Annotated in this window: 30 protein-coding genes; 22 read left to right on the top strand and 8 right to left on the bottom strand. The window is 64.7% G+C overall.

All coding sequences use genetic code 11. The features are described from left to right. Nucleotides 1-67: 67 nt before the first annotated feature. From folE to VMI09_14400, 3 genes are all read right to left on the bottom strand, one after another. Complete coding sequence (gene folE / locus VMI09_14410) at nt 68-709, bottom strand: GTP cyclohydrolase I FolE (protein HTQ25883.1); 642 nt, start codon at nt 707-709, stop codon at nt 68-70. Further along, complete coding sequence (locus VMI09_14405) at nt 699-1,601, bottom strand: methylenetetrahydrofolate reductase (GenBank protein ID HTQ25882.1); 903 nt, start codon at nt 1,599-1,601, stop codon at nt 699-701. The genes folE and VMI09_14405 overlap by 11 nt, the downstream gene beginning before the upstream one ends. A gap of 115 nt (nt 1,602-1,716) precedes the next feature. Next, nucleotides 1,717-2,751 (bottom strand): homoserine kinase, encoded by a 1,035-nt coding sequence (locus tag VMI09_14400; GenBank protein ID HTQ25881.1) that lies wholly within the window; start codon nt 2,749-2,751, stop codon nt 1,717-1,719. 181 nt (nt 2,752-2,932) lie between these two features. On the opposite strand from VMI09_14400, the gene bcp reads away from it, so the two are divergent. Beyond that, entirely contained in the window at nt 2,933-3,454 is a 522-nt protein-coding gene (bcp, locus tag VMI09_14395; protein ID HTQ25880.1) for a thioredoxin-dependent thiol peroxidase, read from the top strand. Nucleotides 3,455-3,504: 50 nt separating this feature from the next. Here the strand turns inward: bcp and VMI09_14390 are convergent, their stop codons facing one another. Further along, entirely contained in the window at nt 3,505-4,368 is an 864-nt protein-coding gene (locus VMI09_14390; GenBank protein ID HTQ25879.1) for a prolyl oligopeptidase family serine peptidase, read from the bottom strand. A gap of 253 nt (nt 4,369-4,621) precedes the next feature. Here VMI09_14390 and hisI point away from each other — a divergent pair, with 253 nt between their 5' ends. The 7 genes from hisI to VMI09_14355 all read left to right on the top strand — a co-directional run bounded on the left by hisI (nt 4,622) and on the right by VMI09_14355 (nt 11,159). Then, nucleotides 4,622-5,059, top strand: coding sequence for a phosphoribosyl-AMP cyclohydrolase (hisI, locus tag VMI09_14385; protein ID HTQ25878.1), 438 nt, complete (start codon nt 4,622-4,624; stop codon nt 5,057-5,059). A gap of 55 nt (nt 5,060-5,114) precedes the next feature. After that, nucleotides 5,115-6,014: an ATP phosphoribosyltransferase gene (hisG, locus tag VMI09_14380; protein HTQ25877.1), complete on the top strand. Its 900-nt coding sequence runs from the start codon at nt 5,115-5,117 to the stop codon at nt 6,012-6,014. Nucleotides 6,015-6,078: 64 nt separating this feature from the next. Further along, the gene (locus VMI09_14375; GenBank protein HTQ25876.1) at nt 6,079-6,513 is read left to right on the top strand and encodes a hypothetical protein; all 435 of its coding nucleotides are present in this window, start codon (nt 6,079-6,081) and stop codon (nt 6,511-6,513) included. 54 nt (nt 6,514-6,567) lie between these two features. Beyond that, nucleotides 6,568-7,272, top strand: coding sequence for a glutathione S-transferase family protein (locus VMI09_14370; protein ID HTQ25875.1), 705 nt, complete (start codon nt 6,568-6,570; stop codon nt 7,270-7,272). Nucleotides 7,273-7,432: 160 nt separating this feature from the next. Next, nucleotides 7,433-8,839, top strand: a complete 1,407-nt coding sequence (locus VMI09_14365) for an LLM class flavin-dependent oxidoreductase (GenBank protein HTQ25874.1) — start codon at nt 7,433-7,435, stop codon at nt 8,837-8,839. Nucleotides 8,840-8,855: 16 nt separating this feature from the next. Next, the gene (locus tag VMI09_14360) at nt 8,856-10,394 is read left to right on the top strand and encodes a hypothetical protein (GenBank protein HTQ25873.1); all 1,539 of its coding nucleotides are present in this window, start codon (nt 8,856-8,858) and stop codon (nt 10,392-10,394) included. Nucleotides 10,395-10,490: 96 nt separating this feature from the next. Then, complete coding sequence (locus tag VMI09_14355) at nt 10,491-11,159, top strand: hypothetical protein (protein ID HTQ25872.1); 669 nt, start codon at nt 10,491-10,493, stop codon at nt 11,157-11,159. On the opposite strand, the gene VMI09_14350 is transcribed toward VMI09_14355, so the two are convergent. From VMI09_14350 to VMI09_14335, 4 genes are all read right to left on the bottom strand, one after another. Beyond that, nucleotides 11,156-11,641 (bottom strand): cupin domain-containing protein, encoded by a 486-nt coding sequence (locus VMI09_14350; GenBank protein HTQ25871.1) that lies wholly within the window; start codon nt 11,639-11,641, stop codon nt 11,156-11,158. The two genes, VMI09_14355 and VMI09_14350, sit on opposite strands and share 4 nt — an antisense overlap. Before the next feature lie 55 nt (nt 11,642-11,696). Then, the gene (locus VMI09_14345; protein HTQ25870.1) at nt 11,697-12,110 is read right to left on the bottom strand and encodes a PaaI family thioesterase; all 414 of its coding nucleotides are present in this window, start codon (nt 12,108-12,110) and stop codon (nt 11,697-11,699) included. Nucleotides 12,111-12,189: 79 nt separating this feature from the next. Further along, complete coding sequence (locus tag VMI09_14340; GenBank protein ID HTQ25869.1) at nt 12,190-12,969, bottom strand: enoyl-CoA hydratase-related protein; 780 nt, start codon at nt 12,967-12,969, stop codon at nt 12,190-12,192. Nucleotides 12,970-12,984: 15 nt separating this feature from the next. Continuing rightward, the gene (locus VMI09_14335) at nt 12,985-13,224 is read right to left on the bottom strand and encodes a hypothetical protein (protein ID HTQ25868.1); all 240 of its coding nucleotides are present in this window, start codon (nt 13,222-13,224) and stop codon (nt 12,985-12,987) included. A gap of 197 nt (nt 13,225-13,421) precedes the next feature. On the opposite strand from VMI09_14335, the gene VMI09_14330 reads away from it, so the two are divergent. The 14 genes from VMI09_14330 (at nt 13,422) to gspN (ending at nt 25,541) form a co-directional block, all read left to right on the top strand. Then, nucleotides 13,422-14,603, top strand: a complete 1,182-nt coding sequence (locus VMI09_14330) for an acyl-CoA dehydrogenase family protein (GenBank protein ID HTQ25867.1) — start codon at nt 13,422-13,424, stop codon at nt 14,601-14,603. Between the two features lie 28 nt (nt 14,604-14,631). Continuing rightward, entirely contained in the window at nt 14,632-15,189 is a 558-nt protein-coding gene (locus VMI09_14325) for a putative glycolipid-binding domain-containing protein (GenBank protein ID HTQ25866.1), read from the top strand. Nucleotides 15,190-15,226: 37 nt separating this feature from the next. After that, nucleotides 15,227-15,460, top strand: a complete 234-nt coding sequence (locus tag VMI09_14320; protein ID HTQ25865.1) for a hypothetical protein — start codon at nt 15,227-15,229, stop codon at nt 15,458-15,460. A gap of 105 nt (nt 15,461-15,565) precedes the next feature. Beyond that, complete coding sequence (locus VMI09_14315) at nt 15,566-15,988, top strand: hypothetical protein (protein ID HTQ25864.1); 423 nt, start codon at nt 15,566-15,568, stop codon at nt 15,986-15,988. 300 nt (nt 15,989-16,288) lie between these two features. Continuing rightward, nucleotides 16,289-18,010: a type II secretion system ATPase GspE gene (gene gspE, locus VMI09_14310; protein HTQ25863.1), complete on the top strand. Its 1,722-nt coding sequence runs from the start codon at nt 16,289-16,291 to the stop codon at nt 18,008-18,010. 29 nt (nt 18,011-18,039) lie between these two features. After that, nucleotides 18,040-19,260 carry a type II secretion system inner membrane protein GspF gene (gene gspF, locus VMI09_14305; GenBank protein ID HTQ25862.1) on the top strand — a complete coding sequence of 407 codons (1,221 nt, stop codon included), beginning with the start codon at nt 18,040-18,042 and terminating at the stop codon, nt 19,258-19,260. Nucleotides 19,261-19,280: 20 nt separating this feature from the next. Next, nucleotides 19,281-19,718 carry a type II secretion system major pseudopilin GspG gene (gspG, locus tag VMI09_14300; GenBank protein ID HTQ25861.1) on the top strand — a complete coding sequence of 146 codons (438 nt, stop codon included), beginning with the start codon at nt 19,281-19,283 and terminating at the stop codon, nt 19,716-19,718. After that, a complete protein-coding gene (locus VMI09_14295) occupies nt 19,715-20,338 on the top strand; it encodes a type II secretion system protein (GenBank protein ID HTQ25860.1) in 624 nt (207 codons plus the stop codon). The genes gspG and VMI09_14295 overlap by 4 nt, the downstream gene beginning before the upstream one ends. After that, entirely contained in the window at nt 20,335-20,877 is a 543-nt protein-coding gene (gene gspI / locus VMI09_14290) for a type II secretion system minor pseudopilin GspI (protein HTQ25859.1), read from the top strand. Before VMI09_14295 ends, gspI begins: the two co-directional genes overlap by 4 nt. 26 nt (nt 20,878-20,903) lie before the next feature. Further along, nucleotides 20,904-21,605, top strand: a complete 702-nt coding sequence (locus VMI09_14285) for a prepilin-type N-terminal cleavage/methylation domain-containing protein (GenBank protein ID HTQ25858.1) — start codon at nt 20,904-20,906, stop codon at nt 21,603-21,605. Then, nucleotides 21,599-22,552: a type II secretion system minor pseudopilin GspK gene (gene gspK / locus VMI09_14280; protein HTQ25857.1), complete on the top strand. Its 954-nt coding sequence runs from the start codon at nt 21,599-21,601 to the stop codon at nt 22,550-22,552. Before VMI09_14285 ends, gspK begins: the two co-directional genes overlap by 7 nt. A gap of 6 nt (nt 22,553-22,558) precedes the next feature. Beyond that, nucleotides 22,559-24,013: a type II secretion system protein GspL gene (gene gspL, locus VMI09_14275; protein ID HTQ25856.1), complete on the top strand. Its 1,455-nt coding sequence runs from the start codon at nt 22,559-22,561 to the stop codon at nt 24,011-24,013. Nucleotides 24,014-24,034: 21 nt separating this feature from the next. Next, complete coding sequence (locus tag VMI09_14270; GenBank protein HTQ25855.1) at nt 24,035-24,685, top strand: hypothetical protein; 651 nt, start codon at nt 24,035-24,037, stop codon at nt 24,683-24,685. Next, complete coding sequence (gene gspN / locus VMI09_14265; protein HTQ25854.1) at nt 24,678-25,541, top strand: type II secretion system protein GspN; 864 nt, start codon at nt 24,678-24,680, stop codon at nt 25,539-25,541. The genes VMI09_14270 and gspN overlap by 8 nt, the downstream gene beginning before the upstream one ends. The last annotated feature ends 32 nt before the right edge of the window (nt 25,542-25,573 follow it).

Genomic DNA, 25,573 nt, shown 5'->3' with positions numbered 1-25,573 from the left:
GCTTCGCCGCTTGGACGCCTTTCCCGCGCTCTTCCCACGCTCTTCCCACGCTCTTCCCACGCGGCCGTTACTGCTTGCGGAGCAGGTTCATGAACTCCTGCCGGGTCTCGAAATGGGTGCGGAACACTCCCAGCATCGCGGAAGTGGTGACGTAGGAATTCTGCTTCTCGACCCCGCGCATCCGCATGCACAGATGCTCGGCCTCGAGCACCACGGCGACGCCCAGCGGCTCCAGCTCTTCCATCAGGGTGTGCGCGATCTGCGTGGTCAGCCGCTCCTGGACCTGCAAGCGGCGCGCGTAGATCTCGACCAACCGGGCCAGCTTGGAAAGCCCGATAATGCGGCGGTTGGGCAGGTATGCCAGATGCGCCTTGCCGAAAAAGGGCAGCAGGTGATGTTCGCACAAGGAGTAGAAGTCGAGGTCCTTGCACAGGATGATCTCCTGGTACTCTTCCTCCGAGAAGACCGCGCCGTTGATCGCAACCTTGGGATCTTCTCTGTAGCCGCGGGTGAGAAATTCGAGTGCATGCCGCACGCGGCCCGGCGTAAGTCTGAGCCCTTCGCGCCCGGGATCCTCGCCAACGTGGCGCAGGACGAGCCGCACCGCATCCTCGACCGCGGCGGCGCCTGAGTTCCCCTCCGGCGCCCTCGCGGCTTGGTCCCGCGGCGAGCGACGCGCGGCCTCGAGTCTGATTTTTCTAGCGCGCACCGGAATCCTCCAGCAAGCGGCTGAACTCGAGCGCAAGCTCGATCGCGAGCGAAGGTCCGCCGCCACTCATTATGTTAAAGCCTGTGACCTCGTCCGCCAATGCGCGCATCAGCGCGATGCTCGAGTCGATCGACATGCGCCGCGCTTGCGCTTCGCTCGTTCCCGCGTAGCGGTCGAGATGTTCATGGGCGCCGGCGAGGTCGGGGATGCGGTCCTTCAGGTAGCTCGCCATCGATTCGCGCTTGACCGGCAGGATGCCGAGCACGACGCGCAGCTTGTGCCGGCGCGCGTGCGCGACGAACGCGCGCGCCACTGCCGGGTCGAAGACCGGCTGCGTTATGACGAACTCGGCGCCGGCCTGGGCCTTGCGCCCGAGCAACTCGAACTCGCGCTCGATGGCTTTGCGATTGGGATTGGCGACCGCGCCGATCGCAAACTGCGGCAGCGTTTTCAGCAGGCGGCGCCCCTCGCCGGTATCCCCGCGCCTCAGATCGTGCATCACCCGCAGCAGGCTCAGGGGCTCGAGGTCGTGCACCGCCCGCGCACCGCTCGGATCGTCCGCGAGCTTGTCGCCCGCAAGCGCGACCACGCCCTCCATACCAAGCGCGCCCGCGCCGAGCAGGTCGGCCTTGAGCGCGTAGCGATTACGGTCGCGGCAGGAAAAATTTAACACGACCGGCAGGTTGAGGCGCGACTTGATCATCGAGCCGAACACGAGCGGCGCGAGCTTCACCCGGCCAAGCGCGTTGTCGGCGAGGTTGATCGCGTCGACGTGGCCGCAGAGCGCCGCAAGCCGCGTCAGCATCGAATCGACTGCGATTCCGCGCGGTGGAGCGACCTCCAGCCAGAGCGCGGGCTTGTGCGCGTCGAGGCGCCTGAGGAGCGCGGACATCGGGTAGCTGCTCGGGTGAATGCTCGGGTTAGGTTGCGATGCGGCGGCTGAAGCGCGGCGCGGCGGCGCGACGGATACGAACTCATCGCGGGTCGGGAACGACGCCAGCCGCGGGTCAGGCTTTCAATCGCTCGTTCGCTTTTACCTTCTGGTACTTGCGGTAATCGTACCCGGTCGCCATCGCCATCAACAACGCCTCCATCCCGCCTTCGCGCTCGCGGCGCAGGATGCGCAGGCGCTCGAAGAATTCGCGGAAGTCCTTGTGCACGCGGCGGTTGTTGTCGAGCGGATGGAGAAAGAAGTCGTGCAGGCGCGTCACCGTGAAGCGCAGCGAGGAGTACCGCAGCTCATTGGGGAAGGCGTCCCATTCGGCCAGCGACAGCGTGCGCACCGACTCGTACCCGTGCAGCAGGTAGCGAAAGCGGTCGAGCGAATATTGGCTGTCGACGAAGCATAGCGCGTTGACCGCGGTCGCCAGGTCGAAGATGAATTTGCCGCGGCAGGCGGCTTCGAAGTCGAGCACCGCGGTCAGCTTCTCGCCGCGGAACAGCACGTTGTCGGCGAACAGGTCGCCGTGGATCACGCCCTTGGGCAGCTTGCCCTCGAGGTAGCGCGTCAGATAATCGACCTCGTCCTCGAGCGTGCGGCTGATCTTGCGGAAATAGTTCGGCAGCCGCCCGCGCACGCTGAGATAGAGGTCGGCGATACGCTCGAAGCTGAAACGGTTATCGATGCCCTTCTTGTAGCCCTTGCCGATGACGTGCAGCTCGCCGAGTGCGCGCCCGATGGTTTCGAGCTGGCTCGGGCGCAGCCGCTCGGGCGCCACTATTCGCCCCTCGTGGTAGCGGTAGAGCGAAGCGCACTTGCCCTCGCATTCGCGCCAGTAGCGGCCCATCCGATCCTGAAGCGGATGCGGGCACGGAAACGAATGCTTGCGCAGGAAGGTCAGCAGGTCGATTTCGCGCTTGACCTCGCTCTCGGTCTTGACCTCGTCAACCCGCAGCGTGAAGCGGCCCTTGGCGGTTTCGATCAGGTAGTTGCTGTTGACCGAGCCTTGCGGGATCCCGACGGCGCCCAGGATGCGTCCGAGATTGTAGTCCTCCCCGAGCTGCTCGAGGAACGATTTATGAAGCTCAGTATATGCTGCCATGAAGATGACGTTATTTTGGTCGGACGCTCGCTCGCCGCAAGCATAGAGGCTACCCGAGAGTCCGTCAACTACGATCCGGGCAAAGCCGTTGCGGCACAAGTGTTTTTTACCGCGTAGTAGAGCGTTGAGAGCTTTACCCGCGGTGCAAATGATGAAATCGTGAAGTCCATCGAGAAGCGAGATGACCAGGACGCGCAACACCGGGACCCCGAGAGCGGCCGCCAAGGGAGCGACGCACGCGATGGAGGGACGTATGGCCCCGCCTTTCGAGCTTCCCGACGCCGGCGGCGCTACGGTGTCGCTAAAGGAACTGCTCGGCCGCGGCAATCTCGTCCTTTACTTTTATCCCAAGGACATGACGCCCGGATGCACGACCGAGGCGTGCGACTTTCGCGACGTCGCGGCGCGGCTCCGGGCGGCCGGCGCGCAGGTGGTCGGCGTCAGCGCCGATTCGCCCGAATCGCATCGCAAGTTCATCGACAAGCACGAGCTTAGTTTTCCGCTGCTGAGCGACCCCGGCAATCGGGTCACCCGGCTTTACGGGGTCTATAAGAAAAAGTCGCTATACGGACGCGAGTTCATGGGAATCGAGCGCACCACTTTCGTCATCGACCGCGACGGCATGATTCGCAAGGTCTTCCCCAAGGTCAAGGTTGTGGGCCACGCCGACGCTGTCGTCCAGGCGGTCGAGGCGCTCGCCTGAGGCCGTACACCCGGTCACGTCTCTCCCAAATTGAAGGGTTACTTGCGGTCTCAGGACGGCGCGTGTGCGCGCGGTCCGGCAGCGATCAGATTCTCGCGCAGGAATTCCTTGAGCGGTCCGTCGACTTTCCCGCCAAGATCGTGGCCGTCGTCGAAAAAGCGCGTCTCGACCTTGGCGCCGCGGCTTTGCAGCTCCTGCGCCAACCGCTTGGCCTGCTGCACGGGCATCTTCTTGTCATGCTCGCCGTGCATGATCAGGACGCTGCAATCGAGCTTGGGCGGCAGGTGAGCGATCACGCTGCGCTCGGCGAGCACGCGATGGCTCGGAAAGACCTGGCGCAGGATGGTCACCTTCTCGCGCAGCGGCGCCTCGGGCCACATCTTGAGCGTGTCGTAAAATCCCGATTGCAGAATCACCGCGCGCAGCCGCGGATCGCTGTCCATCAACAGGCCCGCTGCCACCGCGCCGTCCGACAACCCCCACACCGCGATACGGTCCGGATCGACGTCCGGCCGCACCGCCATCAGGTCAACGGCGCGATGCGCCGCTTCGACCGCCTGCGGTCCAACGAAGCGGCTCGGCCCAGAGGACTTGCCGTAGCCGGGGATACTGATGCAGGCCTCCAGCATGCCCATCGCGACCAGCCCTCCGCTTTGCTCGATACAGCGGCGCGCGTTGCCCTCGCCCGCCGTCAGCACGAGCAGCGCGGGCAGGCGTCCCGGGCCGGCGGCATGTGCTATAAAGCCTTCGATATTATAGTGGTCGGCGCCGACTTCGATTTGGAAGTTAAAGGGCGCAAAGGCGGGCTTTGGCCGCGGCTCGGTTCTGGCGGCGCGCCTGCAGGCGCCCGTCGCCGCGAGGGGAACGATCAGCGCCGCGGCGAGCGCGCCCTTTAACGCCCGGGGCAGATTCATTTTCGACTATGGCTCATCGGCTAACAGCCCTTTGATTGCACAGGGCAGGCGGATGCCGACCCGGTTCTCCCCCCAAGAATACCCCAGGGGCGAATTTATACATGCGCGGTTCGAATTTGAAACCACGTGCAGATGAAGTTGGCTGTCAATAAGACGTAGGCAGGCCCCGCGGCATTGAAACGCTCCCTGCTTTAATCGATACTTTCGTGTTCACCAAAGGAGCTTGCCGGCGTACGGAAACCGGCGCACGCAGATGGAAACCCAGTCAGCATCGCAAGCGGCGGCCGCACAAATCGATTTCGAAAAGAGCGGCGGCGTCGTCCCGGTCATCGCCCAGGATTATCAAAGCGGACGGCTTCTAATGGTCGCCTACATGAACCGCGAGGCGTTCGAAGAGACCGTCAAAACCGGCCACGCCTGCTATTTCTCGCGCTCGCGCAACCGCCTGTGGCGCAAGGGCGAGGAGTCGGGCAACTACCAGACCGTGCATGAAATCCGCATCGATTGCGACAACGACACCCTCCTGCTCTCGGTCGAGCAGCATGGCGACCGCGCGGCGTGCCACGAGGGCTTCGAGTCGTGCTTCTTTCGCATCCTGCGCGACGGAGCCTGGCAGACCGTGGACACGCGCCGCGTGGACCCGGCCAAGTACGGCCCCGGCTATGGCCATCAGCCGAAGCCGGCGCACTAAGCCGCGGCGCTTTCGCATTTTCGAAGTCCGTAACTCGTATAGAACGCGAGCGATTATGGCTGCTGACAACGTACTCAAATTCGGACTACCCAAGGGCAGCCTGGAAGCCCAGACTATCGAGCTGATGCGCAAGTCGGGATGGCGCGTGTCGGTCGGTGCGCGCTCCTACATGCCGAGCGTCGACGATCCGACGCTCAGCTGCCGGCTGCTGCGCCCGCAAGAGATGCCGCGTTATATCGCCGACGGGTCGCTCGACGCCGGCATCACCGGCAGCGACTGGATCGTCGAGAACGCGGTCAAGCTGCACGAGGTCGAAAGCTTCACCTACTCCAAAGTCTCGCTCGCGCCGACGCGATGGGTGCTGGCGGTGCCCGATTCCTCGCCGGTGCGCCGGGTGGAGGACCTCGATGGCAAGCGCGTGGCGACCGAGATGGTCGCCTTCACGCGGCGCATCTTCGCCGAACGTAAAGTTAAAGTTGAAGTTGAGTTTTCATGGGGCGCCACCGAAGCCAAGGCTGCCGAGGGACTGGTCGACGCGGTCGTCGAGGTCACCGAGACGGGCTCGTCGCTGCGCGCCAACGGCTTGCGCATCGTCGAGGAGCTTCTGACTTCGACACCGGTGCTGGTGGCCAACCCGGGCGCCTGGGCGGTCGGATGGAAGCAGGCCAAGATTCGGCAGATCGGAATGCTGCTGCGCGGCGCGCTCGACGCCGAGAACCGCGTTGGGATCAAGATGAACGTCGCGCGGGAGAATCTCGAAAAGGTGATCGCGCTTTTGCCCTCGATCACCGCGCCGACCGTCTCCTCGCTCTATCCCTCGCCCAATCTCAAGGGCAAGGAATGGACCGCGGTCGAGACCGTGATCGCCGAGCACACGGTGCGCGAGCTTTTCCCCAAACTGCTCGAAGCGGGCGCGGTCGGGATAATCGAATTTCCGCTCAACAAGATCATCTAACCGGCAAGCACACGACAAGACCGCCTGACAAGAGCGCCCTGAAAGGAGCCTTCGGAAAGATCCTGTGAACAGAAAAACCCCGCTCGCACTTTCCGTCTGCGCCGCCCTGCTGGCCGGCCTCGCTCCCGCGCTCATGTCCTGCAAATCTTCGGCCTCCACAACGGCCAGGGCACCGGCAGCCAACCTGCCCCCCATCACGGGCAAGCAATGGCGTCTCGAGAAGGAATGGATCGCGGCCGACAGCAAGGAAGACTATGCGGCAGGCTCCGCGGCGCTCCGCGAGTTCGATGCTTTCGGCGCGATGGAAGTGAGCAAGCTCTTTTACCATCATAACCTTGTGATGGTGCCGGCCGGCACGCTGGTCGGAGAAACCGCCCCGAGCGAAAATGGCGGACACCAGGTCCGCGCGCTCGACGGCCCGCTATCGGGTCAGACGCTCTGGCTCTATCCCGAGTCGGCCGAGAAAATGGGATTTCCCGCGGCGTCGCCCACTCCTTAAACGATCCCGTCGCCCGCTCGCGGGCGCGGCGCAACAAACCGCGCGGGAGGACATATGACGGCAACAAACCCGCCGATCAGGATGTATGACCTCGCAGGCGCAGAGCCCGAGCGCAGGTTCAGTCCCTACTGCTGGCGCATCCGGATGGCCCTCGCGCACAAGGGCCTCGAGGTCGAGACGATCCCGTGGCGCTTCAGCGACAAGGCAGCGATCGCTCATTCGGGACAGGACCGCGTACCGGTGATCGAAGATGGCGGCCGCGTGATCGCTGATTCATGGGCGATCGCCAACCATCTCGAAGACACCTATCCCGACCGCCCCTCGCTGTTCGGCGGCGCCGCTGGACGGGCCGCCGCGCGCTTCATCAATAGCTGGGCCGACACGGTGCAAAACCGCGGAATCTCGACCTTCGTCGCGCTCGGCATCGTCCGCCATCTCGACCCGCGCGATCAGGAATATTTCCGCCGCTCCCGTGCGGAACGCTTCGGCATGACGCTCGAGCAGTTGTGCGCGAATCGCGACGCGCGCATCGGCGGTTTTCGCCAGACGCTCGAACCGCTCAGGATGACGCTAAGATCGCAGCCGTTTCTCGGCGGCGCGGCGCCGCTCTATCCCGACTACATCGTGTTCGGCGGCTTTCAATGGGCGCGAACGATAAGCGACTACGTTCTGCTCGAAGCAGACGACCCCATCGCCGCGTGGCGCGAGCGGATGCTCGACCGGTTCGGCGGCCTCGCACGGCGCAACCCGGGTTACTGAAAGGTCCGGCCGTCGCGGGGCCGAGGCTATCCGCTGAACACGCGGTTGCATCACGGACGCTCTTTTCCTAAATCCGTTTCTTAAATCCGACCGGCCGCGATAATCTGGGCGGAGTTGCGCGCGTGATCGGCGCGCCTGCAAGCCTCGAGGAGGACCGCCCGTGATCCATCTCAACGCTTTCACCCAATGCTCGGTTTGTCCGCAATCCAAGGGCCAGTGGAAGCATCCCCGGGATCGCTCTTCGACCGGCTACCGCGACCTCGAGTACTATGCCGAAATCGCGCGCACGCTGGAGCGCGGGCGCTTCGATGCGTTCTTCTTCGCTGATATCCACGGCACCTACGACGCGTTCTGCGGCACCCGCGACGCGGCCGTGCGTCACGCCGTGCAGTTTCCGTGCAACGACCCGACCGTGCTTATCCCAGCGCTCGCGATGGTGACGCGACATCTCGGGTTCGCCACCACCTACAGCACGACCTACCATCCCCCGTACCAGGCCGCGAAGTTGTTCTCGACGCTCGACCATCTGACAAAAGGGCGCGTGGGATGGAACGTCGTAACCTCATATCTGCCCGACGCCGAAAGAAACGGACTCGGCAAGATATTGCCGCACGACGAACGCTACGATCGCGCCGACGAGTACATGGAGGTCGTGTACAAGCTCTGGGAACAGAGCTGGGAAGAGGACGCGGTCGTGCGCGACGCCGAGCGCGATATCCATACCGACCCTTCCAAGGTTCACGAGATTCGCCATCGGGGAAAATATTTCGACGTGCTCGGGCCGCATCTGTGCGAACCTTCGCCGCAGCGCACGCCGGTGGTTTACCAGGCAGGTCTTTCGGGCCGCGGGATGCGGTTCGCGGCGACTCACGCCGAGGCGGTGTTCGTGGTCTTTCCCAACACCACCGTGTGCCGCGCCTACTGCGACCGGATCCGCGAGCTTGCCGCCGAGCGCGGCCGCGACCCCAAACATATGAAGATTCTGCTCGCGATCGCGCCGGTGGTCGGCACCACCGACGCCGAGGCGCGCCGCAAGCACGAGGAGATGCTGCGGTACGCGAGCCCCGAGGGCGCGTTCGCGCTGTTCAGCGGATGGACCGGGATCGATCTTTCCAAGTACGGCCCGGACGACAAAATCGGCAACGTGAATTCCGACGGGATGCAGTTCCTCGCGCAGTACTTCTCCTCGGTCGATTCGACCCGCGAATGGACGATGCGCGAGATCGCCGAGTTCGTCTCGATCGCGAGCGTGATGCCTGTGCCGGTGGGAGACTACCGGCGCATCACCGACGAACTCGAGCGATGGATCGTCGAGGGCGGGGTGGACGGCTTCAACTATTTTTCGGTAGATACGCCCGTCGACTATGAAAGCTTCGTCGACCTGGTCGTGCCCGAATTGCAGCGCCGCGGGCTCTTGCGCAAGGAGTACGAGGCAAGCACGCTGCGCGAACACTACTTCGGCAAGGGCCAAAAGCGCCTCGTCGACGACCATCCCGGTGCCGCCTACAGCAGTTACCGCAGCGGGACGAAATCCGATGTCCCGGCGCCCGCGCGCCTTTCCGCCTGACCGCGCGCGCCTATCGATGACATCGCCCGCGCGCAGCGCGGCTTCGCGACTGCGGCGCGCACAGACCGCGGCCGCCCTTGTTCTCTACGCGATCGCATCGGTCGCCTTTTTCGGGATTCCGCTTTGGAGCGGGTTTTCCCATCTCCGCCTCGGTCTCGAAGCCGCCGGCGACGCGCAGATTCCGATGTGGGGACTCGCCTGGTATCCATACGCGCTCGCGCATCGCCTGGATCCACTTTTTACCCACGCCGCCTGGGCGCCGGCTGGATGCACGCTCGCCTGGTCGACGACGTTCCCGGGCGCCGCGCTCGCGATGTGGCCGGTCACGCGCGCCGCCGGGATCGTCGCCACCTACAATCTTCTTTGCCTGATGACCCCGGCGCTAAGCGCGTTCACTGCGTTCGCGCTCTGCCGCTATCTCACCGGCAACTTCCGCGCGTCATTGGCCGGTGGCTTCGTGTTCGGCTTCTCGACGTACATTAGCTGGGAGTTACTCGACCACCTGTCGCTCGCGATGGTCTTTCTGCTGCCGCTCTTCCCGTACCTGGCTCTTTCCTTTCTGAGCCGCGAAACCGCCCATGGATTCGACCGCGCTAAATACGTTACGGCTTTGAGCGCGCTCGTAATCGGCCAATTTCTGCTCTCGCCCGAGATACTCGCTACCGCAACGCTGTTCGGCGCCATCGCGATTGTCCTGGCAATGGGGACATTCGACGAAGCCCATCGCGCGCGGCTGAAAAACCTGAGCCGCGTCGCGGCAATCTCATACGGCCTCGCCGCGCTTGTGCTGGCGCCCTATCTCGTGCGCTTCTTCCCCTCGCCCTTCGGGATTGCGCCGATTTACAATCCTGCGCATTGCTCGACAGATCTGCTGAACTTCGTGTTCCCGACCGACCCGAGCATGTTCTCGCGCGCGCAGCCAATGCGCTGGCTGAGAAAGCGTGTGACCTGGGGATGCGAACCCACCGCGTATCTCGGCCTGCTGCCAGTGGTGGCGCTTCTTTTCGCCAGCAACCGTCCGCGTTCGCCGCGCGAGCGGATGCTGCTCGCGATGGGGCTTGTCGTCGCAGTGGCCACCCTGGGCCCAGTACTTCATTTCAACAGCCGGGCATTGCTGCCACTGCCCTGGCTTTTTATGGTGCCGATCCCGTTGCTCAACAACGCCCTCCTGGCACGGTTCACGGCTTACCTGTTTCTTGTTTTCGCCACGATCACCGCGGTCTGGCTGGCGCGCCGCGAAGGACGCGCCGCGGGCCGCTGGGTGCTGTGCGGCGCAGCGCTCGTTAGCATCCTGCCGGCCTTCCCGCTGACGCCGTACGTCGCCAGCGACAATGTGCCGGCCTTTTTCAAAGAGGGAATGTACAAGCGGTATATCACGGCGAACGAGAACGTGTTGATCCTTCCCTTCGGTGCCTCGGGGTACGCCGTGCTGTGGCAGGCCGAAGCAAACTTCCACTTCAGGATCCCACAAGGCCTTCGCCTGCTCGCAAACACCATCCCGCTCGAATTCGCGCGATGGCCTATAGTGCCCGCGTTGGCTGACGACGATCCGTAGATTCCCGGGTACACCGCGCAGTTTGCGTCGTTCCTCGCAACCCACGGCATCCGGACGGTGTTGATCGACCCCAATGAAGAAAAGCGTTTCGCAGGATTGTTCGAAGGGGCCCGATGGCGCCGCAACGAGGTCGGCGGCGTCGCGCTCTATCAAATCGACCCCGGCGAATTGGCCGCGTTCAAATTCGCGACCGTCGAAGAAATGGCCACACGCTATAACCTCGACCGCTTCGCGTCCATTTTGCATGCCGCGCGCCTGGCGCTCGACGCGGGCTTAGCCCCTGAACATCTCGATGCGTTCGAATTGCGCAGCCGCGGCACGATAAGCACGGTCCTCGCGGGTCGTCCGGTGCGGCCGCAGCTTGCGCGCCACGCCGCGATGGCCAAGTTCCTCGACTCGCGCGTCTTCGCTCTGCTGCTCGGCCGTCTGGCGCGCCATACGTATATTCAGTATCGCGTGATGGCTGAACTGGGGCGGGCGCCCGCGGTCGGGCTGACTACTTCGGGCATATGGCTCAGCCCGTGGAGCGGCGACCGCGTGGCGATCGGTGTGGTCGGCGACCGTCAATCCGTTCGCGACGTGATCGCTAAATACGGCCCCGGCGCGGCTCAGGTCTTTTATCCCTATCCATTGGAATACGGAGCCGACAACGCAACGGCCGACGGACAGAATCTCCTGGTGATGGTTTTTCCGCGCTCCGCTCTCGCCGCGCTCGACCAAAGGGACGCCGCGGCCGCCCGGCCGCGCCCGCTCGGCGCGAATTAGGTCGGCGGCAGAACCAGGTCCTGGCCCTTCTCCGAGATGAGCACCGCGAGAATCTTTGCCGGCCGGGTCTTGCTCGCGTTGCGGGCGATGCGATGCGTATGAGCCGGGAGTTCGTACCAGGTCTGACCGGCGTGATAGGTGACCGGTTTGTCGGGATCGACCTGGCTCACCACCGAACCCTCCAGGACGTAGGCGACCGTCGAGCCCGGATGGCTATGCGGCGAGTTCCCGGCGCCCGGTGCGAATTCGACGACCACCATGCTGATCTGCTTGCCGGGCATGTCGGGCAAGTCGTGCTGCATGATCGGACGCACGGTGACGCCCTTGTCTCCAGCAATGGGGTTCGGAGCCTTTGGGTTGGTCTCGCCCGTGGCGGCGGCGCCTTCGGCAGCCTCCGCCAGAGCGATCGCGGCGAACAGTTGCGAGGCTATCGCTGCTGAGCCGGCAATCGTCTTCATCATGTGGCGGCGCGTAATCATCATGTGCACGCTCCTGGAGGTAAGATCGCACATTAAAAAGCCTTAAGCCGGGCCGATGTCAATTGCGCGCGGCCGGCTCCAGAACCAACTGGGTCTGGGTCACAATTGCAAGCAGGCGTCCCTGCGCATTGGTGATCCGCGTCTGCCAGACCATCGTGCGCCGCCCGCGATGCAAGGCTGCGCATTCGCCTGTGACGGTGGTGCCGACCGGCGCCGGGGCGATGAAATTGGTCTTCGACTCGATCGTCGTGGTTGTTGCGCCCTCGGGCAGATTGATCATCGTCGCATACGCGCCGAGCGAATCGGCGAACGCCATCACGGCTCCGCCATGCAGCACCGTCGGCAGGGTGCAGAGATCGTCGCGCACGGCCATCTCGGCCGTAAGGCGCTCGGGCGCCGCGGTCAGGACGCGGATGCCGAGCAGTTCCGCGAAAGGCATTTTTTTCGCTTCGATGGTGGCTAACGGATCCATCGCCATGTTCTCTCTTGCTGCGCGCCTTTCCGTTCTCTTCCGGACTTTGGCCGCCGCGGTGGCGCTGCGTCCTACCTCGCTACTCGTTCTTCCATTGCGGTTTGCGCTTTTGCGCAAACGCGAGCGGCCCTTCGATCGCGTCCTTGGACTTCCACAACCTCTCGGTGGCGAGAAACTTGTGCCGGCACGCCTCCTCCAGGCCCATCCCAAGCCCCGTCATCGCAGCTTCCTTGCTCGCCTGAACCGATATGGGCGAACATTCCATGATCTCGCCGGCCCATCGCTCCGCCGTCGCCATCAGCTCCTTCAGCGGCACGACTTCGTTGACCAGACCCCATCCATGAGCCTCGGCGGCGCTCAGATGCTTACCGGTAAGAATCATCCCCATCGCGATCTTGAGCGGGATATGTCGCGGCAGGCGATGGACGCCGCCGGCCGCAGCCATCAGGCCGACCCGCGGCTCGGGCAGACCCATGCGCGCGTGCTCGGCCGCGATGATGATGTCGCAGGCGAGCGCGATCTCGCATCCGCCGCCCAGCGCGAAGCCGTTGACCGCGGCGATGATCGGCTTGGTGATGTCGAAGCGCGAGGTGATGCCGGCGAAGCCGCCCTTGCTCATCTGCGGGCGCTCGCCGCGATGCTCGGCGGTCCATTTGAGGTCGTTGCCGGCGGAAAACGCGCGCTCGCCGGCGCCGGTCAGGATCGCGACCCACATCTCTCGGTCGGCCACGAAATCATCCCACACCTGGTCCATCTCCAGGTGACACGGCGGATGCAGCGCGTTCATGACCTCGGGGCGGTTGAACGTGATATAGGCCAGGTGGCCGCGCTTCTCGTACTTGATGAATTTGAGCTCCATCGTTTGCCTCGCTTTTTAGCGTTCCGCGTCTTCGAGCAGTTCGAAAAAGGCGTCGATACTCTGCATAAGCTGGCGGCGAATCTGCGCGCGCGTGCCTTCGATCAGATGCATCGCGATCCGTCCCGTGCTGCCGTCGTTAAGCCGCACCTGCGCGTCCTCGACGCCCGAGACGTCGCCCTGGGTAAAGACCCGCATCCCGTAAACCAGCGCGGCGCGCTCCGCAGCGCCCTTGACCAGCCGTAGCTTGCGCGGCATCGATTCCTCCTCCCTCGCCGACCAACGGCAGCGGTTATAGCACGAATGGCTTTGCGCCAGTCACCCGCATGCCCCACTGCGCCTGCGCGGGCGGAGTTGAAGTTGGCGGGCCCGATGCAGGAAGCTAGCCGCGGCGATCCGCCCGCGCCGGTCAGGCGGGGCTGCAATAGCGGCGGCGCCAGGCGAGGCGATTCGAAATGAATGGCGACGAATATCTCGAGCGCGTGCGCAAGCTTGTTCCCGGCTTTCGCGAGCGCACCGCGCTGACCGAACGCACCCGGCGTCTGCCCGACGAGAGCTGGGCGGATTTTCAGCGCGCGGAACTGCTGCGCGCGCTGCAGCCCACGCGATGGGGCGGGTTCGAGCTTCATCCGGCGGCTTTTTATCGCGCGGTCATGGAAGTTGGGGCGGCGTGCCCGTCAACCGGATGGGTGCTCGGCGTGCTCGGCGTCCATTCATGGCAACTCGCCGCGTTCCCCGAGCGCGCGCAACAGGATGTGTGGGGCGCGGACTCGACCGTCCAGGCCTCGTCCTCGTACGCGCCCACCGGCAAGATCGAGCGCGTCGAAGGCGGCTTCAAAGTGAGCGGGAGATGGTCGTTCTCGAGCGGATGCGATTTCTGCCACTGGGTGATTCTTGGCGGCGCGACGCGCAATCCCGACGGCACACCCGACGCGCGGAGCTACCTGCTGCCGCGCGCCGACTACGAGATCGACGACAACTGGCGCGTGATGGGGCTCAGCGGGTCGGGCAGCAAGGATATTGTGGTCAGCGGCGCCTTCGTGCCCGAATATCGCACGCACAAATTCCTCGACGCGTACAACCGCGACAATCCCGGCCAGGCGGTCAATCCGGGCGCGCTGTACAGGCTCGCGTGGGCGTCGGTGTTCGCCTACGCGATCGCGGCGCCGGCGGTGGGCGCCGCGATGGGCGCGCTGGATTGCTGGCGCGAGGGAAGCCGCGCGCGGCGCACCGCCTACGACCACAAGATGGTCGCCGAGGATCCGTTCGCGCAGATGCGTCTGGCGGAGGCCGCCTCAGCGGTGGACGCCGCGGGGCAGCGGATGCTCGACACGTTCGACGAGATGATGCGCCTTGCCGCGGAGGGGCGCGAGATAGGCGTCGCACGGCGCGCGCGGCTGCGCTGGGACGCGGCCAACGCGGTGCAACTGAGCGTGCACGCGGTTGACCTGATGTTCGAGTCGAGCGGCGGGCGCGCCATTTTCCAGGACAATCCGATCCAGCGTTACTTCCGCGAAGTGCACGCGATGCGCGCCCACGCGCTCAACAATCCGCAGCGCGCCGGGCGAACCTTTGCGATGGCCGATATGGGCACCTTCATCAACGAGCGCGGCTTCCCGGCCGACATTTTCGTTTGAGCACGCGTTGCGGGAGTTCAATACTTCTATGGAGACGATCATTGTCGCGCGGTGGCAGGGTTGGTCCGGCAAGGGAATCGAGCATACCGTCCTCAGATGCACCGATAACTCGAATAGCGCGGACGGGGTCGTAATCGGTATCGCCGAGGGCGAGAATTTCGCGGCCACCTATCAAATTCGATGCAACGCCTCGTGGACTCCGGAGCACGCGTCGGTCGAGATTGTTGGTGAGCGACGCCAGGCGGAATTCGCAAGCAACGGTCGCGGGCAATGGACCGACGGGTCGGGCAATGCTCTGCCCGCGCTCGACGGCGCGATCGATATAGACCTTTCGGTGAGCCCGGTTACCAACACCCTGCCGATTCGTCGCCTGAACCTGACCAAAGGAAGTTCCGCAGAAATCCGGGTCGCATACGTGCACTTCCCCGACCTCGCGATCGTATGCGACCCCCAGCGGTACACCTGCCTCGAGCTGCTGCGTCGCTACAGATACGAATCGCTGGACAGCGACTTCGTCCGCGAGATTGAGGTTGACGAGAACGGTCGGGTTGTTACCTATCCGGGCCTGTTCAAACGTCTTGTCTGAGTTTTAAACCTCAACCTTTTACCGCTGCCCGATTATCGTGAACGGACATGAACTGTCGGAAGCTCGGACGGATCCGACCTCGGGCGGCTGGTATGACGCGTCGGGCGAGGAGAATGGCGACAAGTGCGCGTGGACGGTCGGTGCGCCGTACGTGACCTTCAGCAACGGCACCATCTGGAAAATCCAGGGATTGTGGTCCAACGCGGCCTATAACTCAGGCACCGGCTATCCAAACAGCCGCGGTCAGGACGGCTGCCTCAACGGGCCATAGAGCCTGACTTGTATCTCGCAACTCCCGGGAACCGTCGCGCGCCGCCGCCGCTCGCCGCGGGCTTCAAGTTGACTTCGATGCCCGATGATGACGAAATTCTGCGCGATGGAACCGCGCCTCGTTTTCGTCGTCGCTCTCGCTGTCGCGCTTGGCGGATGCGGTGTCGCCTATCAGGCCTCGACCGAGATGCGGGCCTCGCGCATGCAGCGCGACCTCAAGGTCGGCGAGAGCACCGTGGAAGTGCACAATCAGTGGGGCGAGCCCGATATCCGCCAGGATGCCGATCAGGACACGCAAATCTGGAGTTATGCCAAACGCTCCAACACCAATGACGTCGCTGCCACCCTGCTCTACACCAACACCAAGGAAGGCGATTCGGGGGAATTCGTTGACTTGACTTTCGTGGACGGCAAGCTGACTTCGTGGAAGGAAGCGACCCATACGATGCCCTCAAAGACGGGCGGCCCCGGTCTGAGTTTCGGCGTGCGCGGTCCCGGCTCGACTACCGGCAACAAACGCCACTACTAGGCCGGTTGGACGAGGATACCCGCCCGCATCATTCCGCGGCTTTTAATACTCCTTGTTCGTCCGAAGCAAACCGGCATCGGGTCTCCCTCCTGCCGCGCGGCGCTTTGACCGGACGAGTTCGCCCGAATTCGGTGGTAAAACCGTGAATTGGGACCGCCTTTAGGCTCGGCTGGCGATGAGGATGTTGCATGGCGACCGAACCATCGTGTCTAATCTCTAACGGAACACGGAAGGCGTGTAATCGCAAGGGACGCCTAGTCATCGACACTGAGGGCGGTAGGCTGGCGAAGAATTGATCCGATGGCGACGGCAAAGAAGACTTTCGAATCAATTCTCTTGGACCGTTCCTGGGTATCCGAACAGGACCTGGAACGCGCGCGCCAGCGCAAGAAGCCGGGGCAGGACCTCGCCGACGTGCTGGTCGATATGGGGGCGCTCGAGCCGCAGCGACTGGCGCGGGCGCTCGCGCAGGAATACTGGCTGCCCTTTCAAGCCCATGTCGACGAGCATGCGATCGATTCGGCGTTGCTCGGCAAAGTGCCGATCAATTACGCCAAGAAAAACGGCGTCCTGCCGCTTAGCGGCGACGGCCATAGCGTGACTGTCGCGATTTCCGACCCGGCCAACTACGAGCCGCTCGACGACCTGCGCATGCTGTTCGGGATGCCGGTGCATCCGGTGGTCGTGCCGACCGAAGTGCTGACCGACGCGATCAATCGCTCGTACGACCAGGCCACCACCACGACCGCGCAGGACCTGATGATCGACCTCGAAGAGGATCGCCTGGACGTCGTCGCCAACGAACTCGCGCAGGAGCCGCTCGACCTCCTCGACTCCGACGACGCTGCGCCGATCATCAAGCTGGTCAACGGCTTGCTCTCGCAGGCGGTCAAGGACCGCGCGAGCGACATCCACGTCGAGCCGTTCGAGCGCGAGCTGATGGTGCGATTCCGCGTCGACGGCATGCTCTACGACGTGATCTCGCCGCCCAAGCGCTTTCAGCCGGCGATAACCTCACGGGTCAAGGTCATGGCTGGCCTCAACATCGCCGAAAAGCGCCTGCCGCAAGACGGACGCATCCGCCTGCGCGTGGCCGGCCGCGACATCGACATCCGCGTCTCGACCATTCCGACCGCCTTCGGCGAGCGGATTGTGCTCCGCCTGCTCGACCGCGCGCAGGCACTGGTCGATCTCAATCTCGATCGGCTCGGCTTCACGGGCGACAACCTGGCGCGTATCGATCGGCTGATTCGCCAAAGCCACGGCATCATTCTGGCGACCGGACCTACCGGATCGGGCAAGACCACTTCGCTCTATGCCTGTCTCGCGCGGATCAATTCCCCCGAGAAAAACATCATCACGATCGAAGACCCGATCGAGTACCAGTTGCGCGGCATCGGCCAGATGCAGGTCAATCCGAAGATCGAACTCACTTTCGCAAGCGGCCTGCGCTCGATCCTGCGCCAGGACCCTGACGTGATCATGGTCGGCGAAATCCGCGACAGCGAAACCGCCGAAATCGCGATCCACGCGGCGCTGACCGGCCATCTGGTCTTCTCGACCCTCCATACCAACGACTCCTTCGGCGCGCTGACCCGGCTGGTCGACATGGGAATCGAGCCGTTCCTGGTCTCCTCGTCGATCCTGGCGGTAGTCGCGCAGCGCCTGGTTCGAATGGTCTGCCCGACCTGCCGCGAGCCTTACACGCCGACCCCCGCCGAACTCACACGCATCGGGGTGCATCCCGAGGACCTGAAGGGCCCGCTCTACCGTCCGTCGGCCAACGGATGCCGCGCCTGCCGCAATACCGGATACCGCGGCCGAACCGCCATCCAGGAGCTGATGCTGATGGACGACGAGGTTCGCACGCTCGTGATGCAGAAGGCGGACGCGGCGACGATCCGGCGCGCCTGCACCTCGCGCGGGATGAAGCTCCTGCGCCAGAACGGCGCCGAGCGTGTGCTGCAGGGCGAGACCACCGTCGAAGAGCTGTTGCGCGTGACGCAGGAAGATATTCTGTAGGCGCCCCGGCGTTCTAAAGTTCAGCAGCGATGCCTGTTTTCGCCTATCGCGGATTGGCCGCCAATGGCCGCTCGGTGACCGGCGTCGTCGATGCCGACAGCGTGCGCACCGCGCGCGGCAAGTTGCGCGATCGCGGCATCTTCCCCACCGAACTCGCCGAAGCGGAGCAGGCGGTCAGGCGCAGCCTGAGCGACTACCTGCCCTCTTTCGGCCGGCGCATCCCGCCCTCCGAACTTTCCCTCCTGACGCGCCAGCTAAGCTCGCTGCTTGGCGCCGGCGTGCAGCTGGTTGACGCGCTCGCCGCGCTTGCCGATCAGTCGGCGCGGGCGGTGACCAAACGTCTGCTCTCGCAGATCCGTGAGCGCGTACGCGAGGGAACATCGCTCGGCGACGCGCTCGCGGCCCATCCTGACACCTTTTCCGACCTGTACATCGGGATGGTGCGGGCTGGCGAGGCGGCCGGAGCGCTCGAAACCGTGCTCAACCGCGTAGCCGATTTCAGCGAGAGCCAGGCCGAGTTCAAGGCCAAGGTGACCCATGCGCTGACCTACCCGATAATCATGGTCTGCGTCGGCAGCGCGATCATGTTTTTCCTGATGGGTTACGTGGTCCCCCAGGTCGCGACCATCTTCCAGCAGAACAACGCCGCGCTGCCGCTCCCCACGGTCATCCTGATTGCGATCTCGAATTTCGTTTCGAACTATTGGATGGTCCTGCTGCTGGCAATCGCCGCAATCGTCGCCGCCGTGACGTACGCGCTCTCGACGCGGCGCGGACGGCGCCTTTATGACACCTGGCTCCTGCGGATACCGTATATCGGCGGCACGGTGACGCGAGTACTGTGCGCGCGTTTTTCACGCACACTCGCGACGATGCTGCAAAGCGGCGTACAGTTGCTGCCCGCACTCGCCTCGGTCAAGCACGTGATTACCAACGCGCTGCTCGCCGACACCATCGAGCAAAGCCGCACCTCGATTCGCGAGGGACACGGGATGACTCATCCGCTCGCCCAGAGCGGGCTGTTCCCGCCGCTCTTGATCGAGATGATCCGCGTGGGCGAGCGCACGGGCGAGGTCGAGTCGATGCTCGAGCGGGTGGCCGACACCTATGAGCGCGAGGTCGAGCGCTCGCTCAACCAGTTGACGACGCTGCTGGAACCCCTGATGACCTTGGCGATGGCGGGGATTATCCTGTTCATGATGCTGGCGATCCTGCTGCCGATATTCCAGTTGAACCAGTTGATGAAATGACCAAACGGGGGCGCACGTTTATGGATTCAATGCCGCGGCGGCGCAGGTTCGCGCCGGGCTTCACGCTGATCGAGATCATGGTGGTGATCCTGATTCTCGGGCTCCTCGCCACGATCGTGGTGCAGAGCCTCAGAGGCGCCACCGACAAGGCCAAGCGCACCAAGGCCCAGGCCGACATCTCCGAGCTGAAGACAGCGCTCGACCGCTATTATCTGGACAACGGCTACTATCCGACCAGCGACCAGGGCCTGACGGCGCTGGTCAGTCCGCCGACCGGCGGCCGCCAGCCCGCCAACTACGAGCAGGGCGGCTACATCGAAAAGATTCCGCTCGATCCGTGGGGCACCTCCTACTTCTACCAGAGCGACGGCAACGCCTACGTGCTCAAATCGTTCGGCGCCGACGGCAAGCCCGGAGGCACCGGCAAGGACGAGGATATCGACGGCAGTTCGTCGTGAGCCGAATCCGTTTCAAGCTCGCGCTGGCGGATGACCGTCCGCCGGCCATTCGTCCGCGGCGCGGCGCGAGTCCTACCCGGCACCCCGCGATGCGCGCCGCTTCCGGCTTCACCCTGCTCGAAATCGCGGTCGTCATCTTCATCATGGGGCTGGTAATGACGCTCGCGATCCCCTACCTGGGAGGTTTCCACGGCGCGCAGCTCAAGAGCGAGTCGCGCCGCCTGGCCGGCAGGGCCAATTATCTTTACGACCAGGCCTCGATCGAGAAGGTCATCTACAAGATGACCTTCGACCTCGACAACAACAGCTACTTCGTCATGCGCCTGGATCCCTATGCGCCTCAGCCTCAGTTCATTCCCTATAGCGGGTCCTGGGGTTTCCAGGTCGCGATGCCGCCAGGGCTGAAGCTCCGCGACGTCTCGGTCGAGGGCATCGGCGGCGTAAAGATTGGCTCGATTAGCTGCCAGTTCTACCCCGACGGCTACGTGGACGCGACGGTGATCCACATCGTCACGGTCTCGGGCGAGGTCATGACGCTCAGTTTCAATCCGCTGACCGGCAACGTCGCGATCGAAAGCGGCGACCTGCCGCCGATACGGGCGCTCGCGGCGAATCAATGAGCGCCTCTTTCACGCGCGCCGCGCAGGATTGCGCCGGTGTCCCGAAGCTGCGCAAAGAGATCGCGCGCGCCGCCGGCCGCGGCTTCACCCTGCTCGAGGTTCTGATCGCGATCGCCGTGCTTGGCATCGCAATGCTCGCGCTGCTGTCGCTGGAGCATCAGGACCTTCAAAGCGTTGTGCGCGGACAGGAAATGACGCGCGCGGCGATGCTCGCGCAGGCGGTGATGACGCAGGCCGAGCTGGAGCGCTTTCCGCCGCTCGGCACCAGCAGCGGCAACTTCGACCAGATGTATGCCGGCCAGTATCCCGGTTTCCGTTGGACCCGCTCCGTCGAACCGTCGGGAAACTTCCCCGATCTGCGCAAAGTCGAAATCCACGTCATTTACGGCCCGCGCCTGGGCCGCGACTACGGGCTGGTCGAGTTCCTGCACAATCCGGTGCCGCAGTTAGCGACGCCGCAGAGTCAGGCGCCGCAGAACCCGGCGCTGCAGGGCTCGCAACCGCCGGCGGAAGCGCCCGGCGCGGCGCCGGTGGATTGAAGATGCCGGCGGGACGCGAATTGAAAATGTCCGCACGCTTGGCCCACGGCCGCCCTGCGCTGCTGCCGCCCTGCCGCTCGCTGAGCCGCGGCTTCACGCTCATCGAGATCATGCTCGCGGTGGCGATCCTCGGGGTGATCATGGTGATTCTCGCGGGCTCGTTTCATGCCGTGGCTGCGGGCAAAACGCACGCCGAAGGCCGCCTGCTGAGCAACCGGGAAGCGCGCGCGGTGCTGGCTCAATTGACCAACGAGCTGCACGGCGCGGTCCAGACGCCGCTCATCGCGAGCCACGTGCTGCTGGTCGGGCAGGGACGGATGCTGAACGGCGCGCCGTTCGACAACCTGATCATCTCGACTCTCGACCCCGGCCATCGCCGCAGCATCAGCACTTTCGGCGCCGAGGAGATGATTTCCTATACCGGCCAGGCCAACCCCGATCACCAGGGATGGTACATGCTGATGCGCCAGCAGCAGAGCGCGCTGCTCGGCGCCACCGCAGGCATCAGGGTTCCACCGCCGATGGTGCTCGCGGCCAACGTACTGTCGTTTCACGTGCGCTTTTTCAACGGCAACATCTGGCTGGAGAACTGGAACTCAGGGAGCCTGCCTCCCGGTATGCAGCTTCCGCAGGCAATCGCGATCGACCTGGTGCTGGCAGGTCCCGGCGGCGCGCCGTTAGAGCTCGCGACCCAGATCACCCTGCCGATGGCGTTCACGCAATGGTAGGCGCGGCAAAAAAGAGCGAACGCGGCGTCGCCCTGCTGGTCACCATGATGGCGCTCGCGCTGATGACGCTGCTGGTGATGGACTTCACCACCTCGGCCTCGCTCGGCTATCGCTCGGCCGCGGGCCAGGCCAACGAGCTGCGCTCCGAGTACCTCGCGCGCTCGGCGATAAGCGTAGGGCTCTCGCTGCTGTCGACGGACGCACAGCAGGATGCGCTCGCCAAGACTCCGCACGACGGACTGGACGAGCCGTGGGCGCAGCCGTATCCGCCAGTGCCGCTGGGCGGCGGTATCGCGCAGGTATCGATCGTCGACGAGGCACGTAAGATCGACATCAACCTGCTCCTCAACCCGCGCACCGGGCAACCTAATCCCGTCTATCTTGGGATCCTCGAGCGCCTGTTTACCATCATCGGGGTATCCCCGGCCCTCATTCCGGCCATAGTTGACTGGCTTGACCCGGATAGTATCGAATCACCCGGGGGGGCCGAGGCCGACTACTATCTGGCGCTGATACCGCCGTACGAACCCCGCAACGGCCCGATGCCCACGATTGGCGATCTCAGGATGATTCGGGGAGTGGACGACGCGATCTTTTTCCGGCTGCAACAGTTTCTGACCGCCGCGCCCGAGCCGCGCGTGAACATCAACACCGCGCCGCCCGAGGTTATCGCGGCGCTGTTGCCCGAGTTGTCCAACAATATCTCGATGGTGAAGGAGATCGTCCAGGCCCGAACGGTGCAGCCGTTCCTGATGGTCACCGACGTCGGCAACCTGGCCGGAATCGGTGACGCCGGCCAGCCGCTGATGAAGCTCATCACGACGCGCTCGGCCTATTTCACGATTACCGGCGTCGGCGCTTTCGCCAATTCGCGCCGGCGCATCACCAGCGTCTTTCGCCGCAACGCCAACGGCACCTCGATGCTGGCGAGCTGGCAGGAAGGCTGACCCCCGATGGCTCAACGCATACTCGCCATCGAGATCGCGGGCGACGCGGTGCGCGGCGCGCTCGGCGAGCGGAGCTGGAATTCGCTGGCGATGCTCGACGTGGTCGAAGAGCGGCGCGGAGCGGACGAGGCGGACCTCGCTCCGGCACTCGCGCGCCTGCTTGACGGCGCGGGCAAGCCCGATTTGGTCGTCAGCGCGCTGCCCGGCGAGCTGGTGGTCAAGCGGATGCTCTCGCTGCCGTTCAAAGACCAGCGGCGGCTGACGCAGACCGTGCCCTTCGCGCTGGAGGAGCATCTGCCCGTCGGCGTTGACGAGTCGGTGGTTGCTTTCACCCGCGTCGGCCAGGAAGACGGCAAGACGCTGGTGATGGCCGCGATGGTGCGCAAGGATGACCTGCGCCATCATCTGGACTTGCTCGCCCGCGCCGGGATAAATCCGAGCACGGTTACATTGAGCGCGCTCGCGCTCGCCGCCCTGCTCGCGCGCGTGCGCAACGGGAACGGTGGTCCGCATCTGCTGGTCGACCTCGACCAGAGTTCGACCTCGATGGTGTTGCTCGACAATAGCGGGATGCCGCGGGCGATCCGTACGGTCGTGACTGGTGGCGGCGCCGCCGCCAACGGAGCGCCGGCGCCCGGCGCTGCGGCGATCCTGGGCGCCGTGCGCCAGACACTGCTCGCCCATGCCTCGGATCATGAACAACCCGAGTTGGTGCTGACCGGGCCGATGGCGGCGGCGCCCGACGTGCGCCGGCGAATGGCCGAGGCGCTCGCGGTGCCGGTTCATACGCTCGATGAATTCAACTGCGCAGCGCTGCTCGGGCCGCTCTCCGCGCGCTCGACGCGGTTTGCTGGATGCCTCGCGATGCTGCTCGGCGAAACGCCGGGCGCAGCGGTCGAACTGCTCAACTTCCGCCAGGGCGAGTTCGCCTTTCGCGGCCGTACCGGCAGCCTGCGCCCATGGCGTACGAGCTTTATGCTGGCGGGCGCAGCCGTTGCTGCGATCGCACTGCATGTCGGGATCAAGGTCTCCTACAACCTCCGCCAGCTCTCAGAAATAAACCGCGAGATCGCAGCGATTGCAGCGCCGGCGCTCGGGCCCGGCGTCTCCGGGGCGGATGCCAGGGAGCAACTGGCCGCGCAGGTCGCCGCGATGGAGAAGCAGTTGCATCTGATGGGCGGGGCCGGCGCTTCGGCGTCGCCGCTCGACACGCTGCTTGCGCTCTCTCGCGCGCTGCCGCCCCATCTCGGTGCACAGATCGTGGATTTCACGCTCGATGAAGGCACGATCAAGCTCGATGGCCTGGCCGACTCATTCGCGACCGTCGACCGGGTCAAGAAGGCGCTCGACATGAGCGAGTACTTTCGCGATATCCAGGTCACGCATGCGACCGCCGGCTCCGACCCGAGCAAGGTGGAGTTCCGGCTGACCGCGACGATCCGCGGCGAGATGTTGGAATAAGGAACGGCTATGCTCGGCGGGATGCGAAAAGTCGTCGGGGAGCGCATGCGCGCTATCGGCGCGCGCCTCTCCCCCATGTCCGGTGCGGCCAGGGCGCGCCTGCGCGAGGCGCTCGCTCCGGCGCTCGCGGCCGCGCGCGGACGCTACCAGAAGCTCGAAGCGCGCGAGCGCCTCCTGGTGCAGGTCGCAGGCGTGGTGCTTGCGCTGTTTGTCGCGTTCAACTTTGTGTTCCTTCCGATCCAAGGCGCGATCGGCGGGCTCGGCGATCGGATCCAGGCGCGCCAGCACGACGCGGTCGACGTCGCGCACCTGATGCGTGCGTATCAGCGTCTGCATGTCGATCTGGCCACGATGCGCTCGCGGACGGTCGCGGGGAGCGGCGACTTCTCGCTCTTCTCGGTGGTCGAGCAGGCGCTGACGCGCGCGCCCGGCAAGGACAAGATCGGATCGATCACGCCGGCCGACAAAACCCTTCCGGGCGGCATGAAACAGTACGCCGTCGAACTCAAGCTCAACGGGCTCAGCCTTCCGCAGGTGGTCGATACGCTGTATGGGCTGGGCGCGATGAACGTTCCCGTGACCGTATCGACCCTGCATATCGCGCGGCGCTCGCAGGATCCGCATACCTTCGATGTCGAGATGACCTGCGTCGCGCTGGGCCGCAGTGGCTGACGGCCTGGCGAACCGGCTGGGCGGTTTCGCGCGCGCGCATCGCGGCGCGATCGTCTACTCGGCCTTCGGCGCCGCCGTGTTTATCGCTTCGTTGGCGGCGACTTTCCCCTACGCGGCGACCCTGACGGCGCTGCTACGACCGCTCAGGATCGGCTTCAGTTCCTCGGGCCAGGGCATCAGTCTGCCGCTTGGCGCGGCGCTCAGCGACGTGCGCCTGGTCTCGCTCGCACCGGCGGCGCCGTTCGAGATCGAAAGCCCCGGCGTGACGCTCGCACCCGCGCTCGGCGCGCTGATGCTTGGCGAGCCCGGCGTGCGCGTGCATGCGCAACTTTACGGTGGCGCGCTGCGCGCGACGGTCTATCGCCGCGGCACGGGCATCGGTCTCAGTTTCAAGCTGAGCGACATGGGCCTTGCGCAGGTGGCGGCGATGCGCGGTCTTGGCGGTAATGTGATCGGGCGGATCTCCGGCGGCGGATGGGCCGAAATGGTGGCGAACGGTACGGGTGCGGCCACCGGCGAACTCGAGTTCCGCACCGCCAATCTCACGATCCGGGTGGCCGAGGGTTTTGCGCCGATCCGCCTCGGCAAAGTCGAAGGCTCGCTCAAGCTCGCGCCCGGCGGCCCGCTCAGGGTGAACAAGGTGAGCGGCCACGGCCCCGACGGCGAGATCGAAGGGCACGGGACGATCCGCCTGGAACCCAACGCAGCACAAAGCCAAATCAATCTGGTGTTCACGATCACGCCGTCAGCGCAAGGGCGAACGCGCCTGGGCGTGCTGTTCGGACTGCTGCCCCATCCTCCGGACGCCCGCTCCTACCTGCTGAGCGGGCCGCTTCTGACCCCGTCGATCAGTTGAGCGCACGCAGGTTCTTGCCCGCCTCGCCCGCC

This window comes from Candidatus Binataceae bacterium (assembly GCA_035500095.1).
Taxonomy (GTDB): Bacteria; Desulfobacterota; Binatia; order Binatales; family Binataceae; genus JAKAVN01.
The sequence above is the reverse complement of the archived record's forward strand: the minus strand, read 5'-3'. Positions and strand labels throughout refer to the sequence as shown.

Bases quoted from the DNA above. Each gene is read 5' to 3' on its own strand.
- hisG (HTQ25877.1), top strand. From the start codon at position 5,115: ATGGCTGCTGACAACGTACTCAAATTCGGACTACCCAAGGGCAGCCTG.
- VMI09_14285 (HTQ25858.1), top strand. From the start codon at position 20,904: ATGTCCGCACGCTTGGCCCACGGCCGCCCTGCGCTGCTGCCGCCCTGC.
- hisI (HTQ25878.1), top strand. From the start codon at position 4,622: ATGGAAACCCAGTCAGCATCGCAAGCGGCGGCCGCACAAATCGATTTC.
- gspG (HTQ25861.1), top strand. From the start codon at position 19,281: ATGGATTCAATGCCGCGGCGGCGCAGGTTCGCGCCGGGCTTCACGCTG.
- gspE (HTQ25863.1), top strand. From the start codon at position 16,289: ATGGCGACGGCAAAGAAGACTTTCGAATCAATTCTCTTGGACCGTTCC.
- VMI09_14400 (HTQ25881.1), bottom strand. From the start codon at position 2,751: ATGGCAGCATATACTGAGCTTCATAAATCGTTCCTCGAGCAGCTCGGG.
- gspI (HTQ25859.1), top strand. From the start codon at position 20,335: ATGAGCGCCTCTTTCACGCGCGCCGCGCAGGATTGCGCCGGTGTCCCG.
- VMI09_14390 (HTQ25879.1), bottom strand. From the start codon at position 4,368: ATGAATCTGCCCCGGGCGTTAAAGGGCGCGCTCGCCGCGGCGCTGATC.
- VMI09_14325 (HTQ25866.1), top strand. From the start codon at position 14,632: ATGGAGACGATCATTGTCGCGCGGTGGCAGGGTTGGTCCGGCAAGGGA.
- VMI09_14270 (HTQ25855.1), top strand. From the start codon at position 24,035: ATGCGAAAAGTCGTCGGGGAGCGCATGCGCGCTATCGGCGCGCGCCTC.
- gspK (HTQ25857.1), top strand. From the start codon at position 21,599: ATGGTAGGCGCGGCAAAAAAGAGCGAACGCGGCGTCGCCCTGCTGGTC.
- VMI09_14350 (HTQ25871.1), bottom strand. From the start codon at position 11,641: ATGATGATTACGCGCCGCCACATGATGAAGACGATTGCCGGCTCAGCA.
- VMI09_14330 (HTQ25867.1), top strand. From the start codon at position 13,422: ATGAATGGCGACGAATATCTCGAGCGCGTGCGCAAGCTTGTTCCCGGC.
- VMI09_14360 (HTQ25873.1), top strand. From the start codon at position 8,856: ATGACATCGCCCGCGCGCAGCGCGGCTTCGCGACTGCGGCGCGCACAG.
- VMI09_14370 (HTQ25875.1), top strand. From the start codon at position 6,568: ATGACGGCAACAAACCCGCCGATCAGGATGTATGACCTCGCAGGCGCA.
- gspL (HTQ25856.1), top strand. From the start codon at position 22,559: ATGGCTCAACGCATACTCGCCATCGAGATCGCGGGCGACGCGGTGCGC.
- bcp (HTQ25880.1), top strand. From the start codon at position 2,933: ATGACCAGGACGCGCAACACCGGGACCCCGAGAGCGGCCGCCAAGGGA.
- VMI09_14340 (HTQ25869.1), bottom strand. From the start codon at position 12,969: ATGGAGCTCAAATTCATCAAGTACGAGAAGCGCGGCCACCTGGCCTAT.
- VMI09_14335 (HTQ25868.1), bottom strand. From the start codon at position 13,224: ATGCCGCGCAAGCTACGGCTGGTCAAGGGCGCTGCGGAGCGCGCCGCG.
- VMI09_14405 (HTQ25882.1), bottom strand. From the start codon at position 1,601: ATGTCCGCGCTCCTCAGGCGCCTCGACGCGCACAAGCCCGCGCTCTGG.
- VMI09_14345 (HTQ25870.1), bottom strand. From the start codon at position 12,110: ATGGATCCGTTAGCCACCATCGAAGCGAAAAAAATGCCTTTCGCGGAA.
- gspF (HTQ25862.1), top strand. From the start codon at position 18,040: ATGCCTGTTTTCGCCTATCGCGGATTGGCCGCCAATGGCCGCTCGGTG.
- VMI09_14315 (HTQ25864.1), top strand. From the start codon at position 15,566: ATGGAACCGCGCCTCGTTTTCGTCGTCGCTCTCGCTGTCGCGCTTGGC.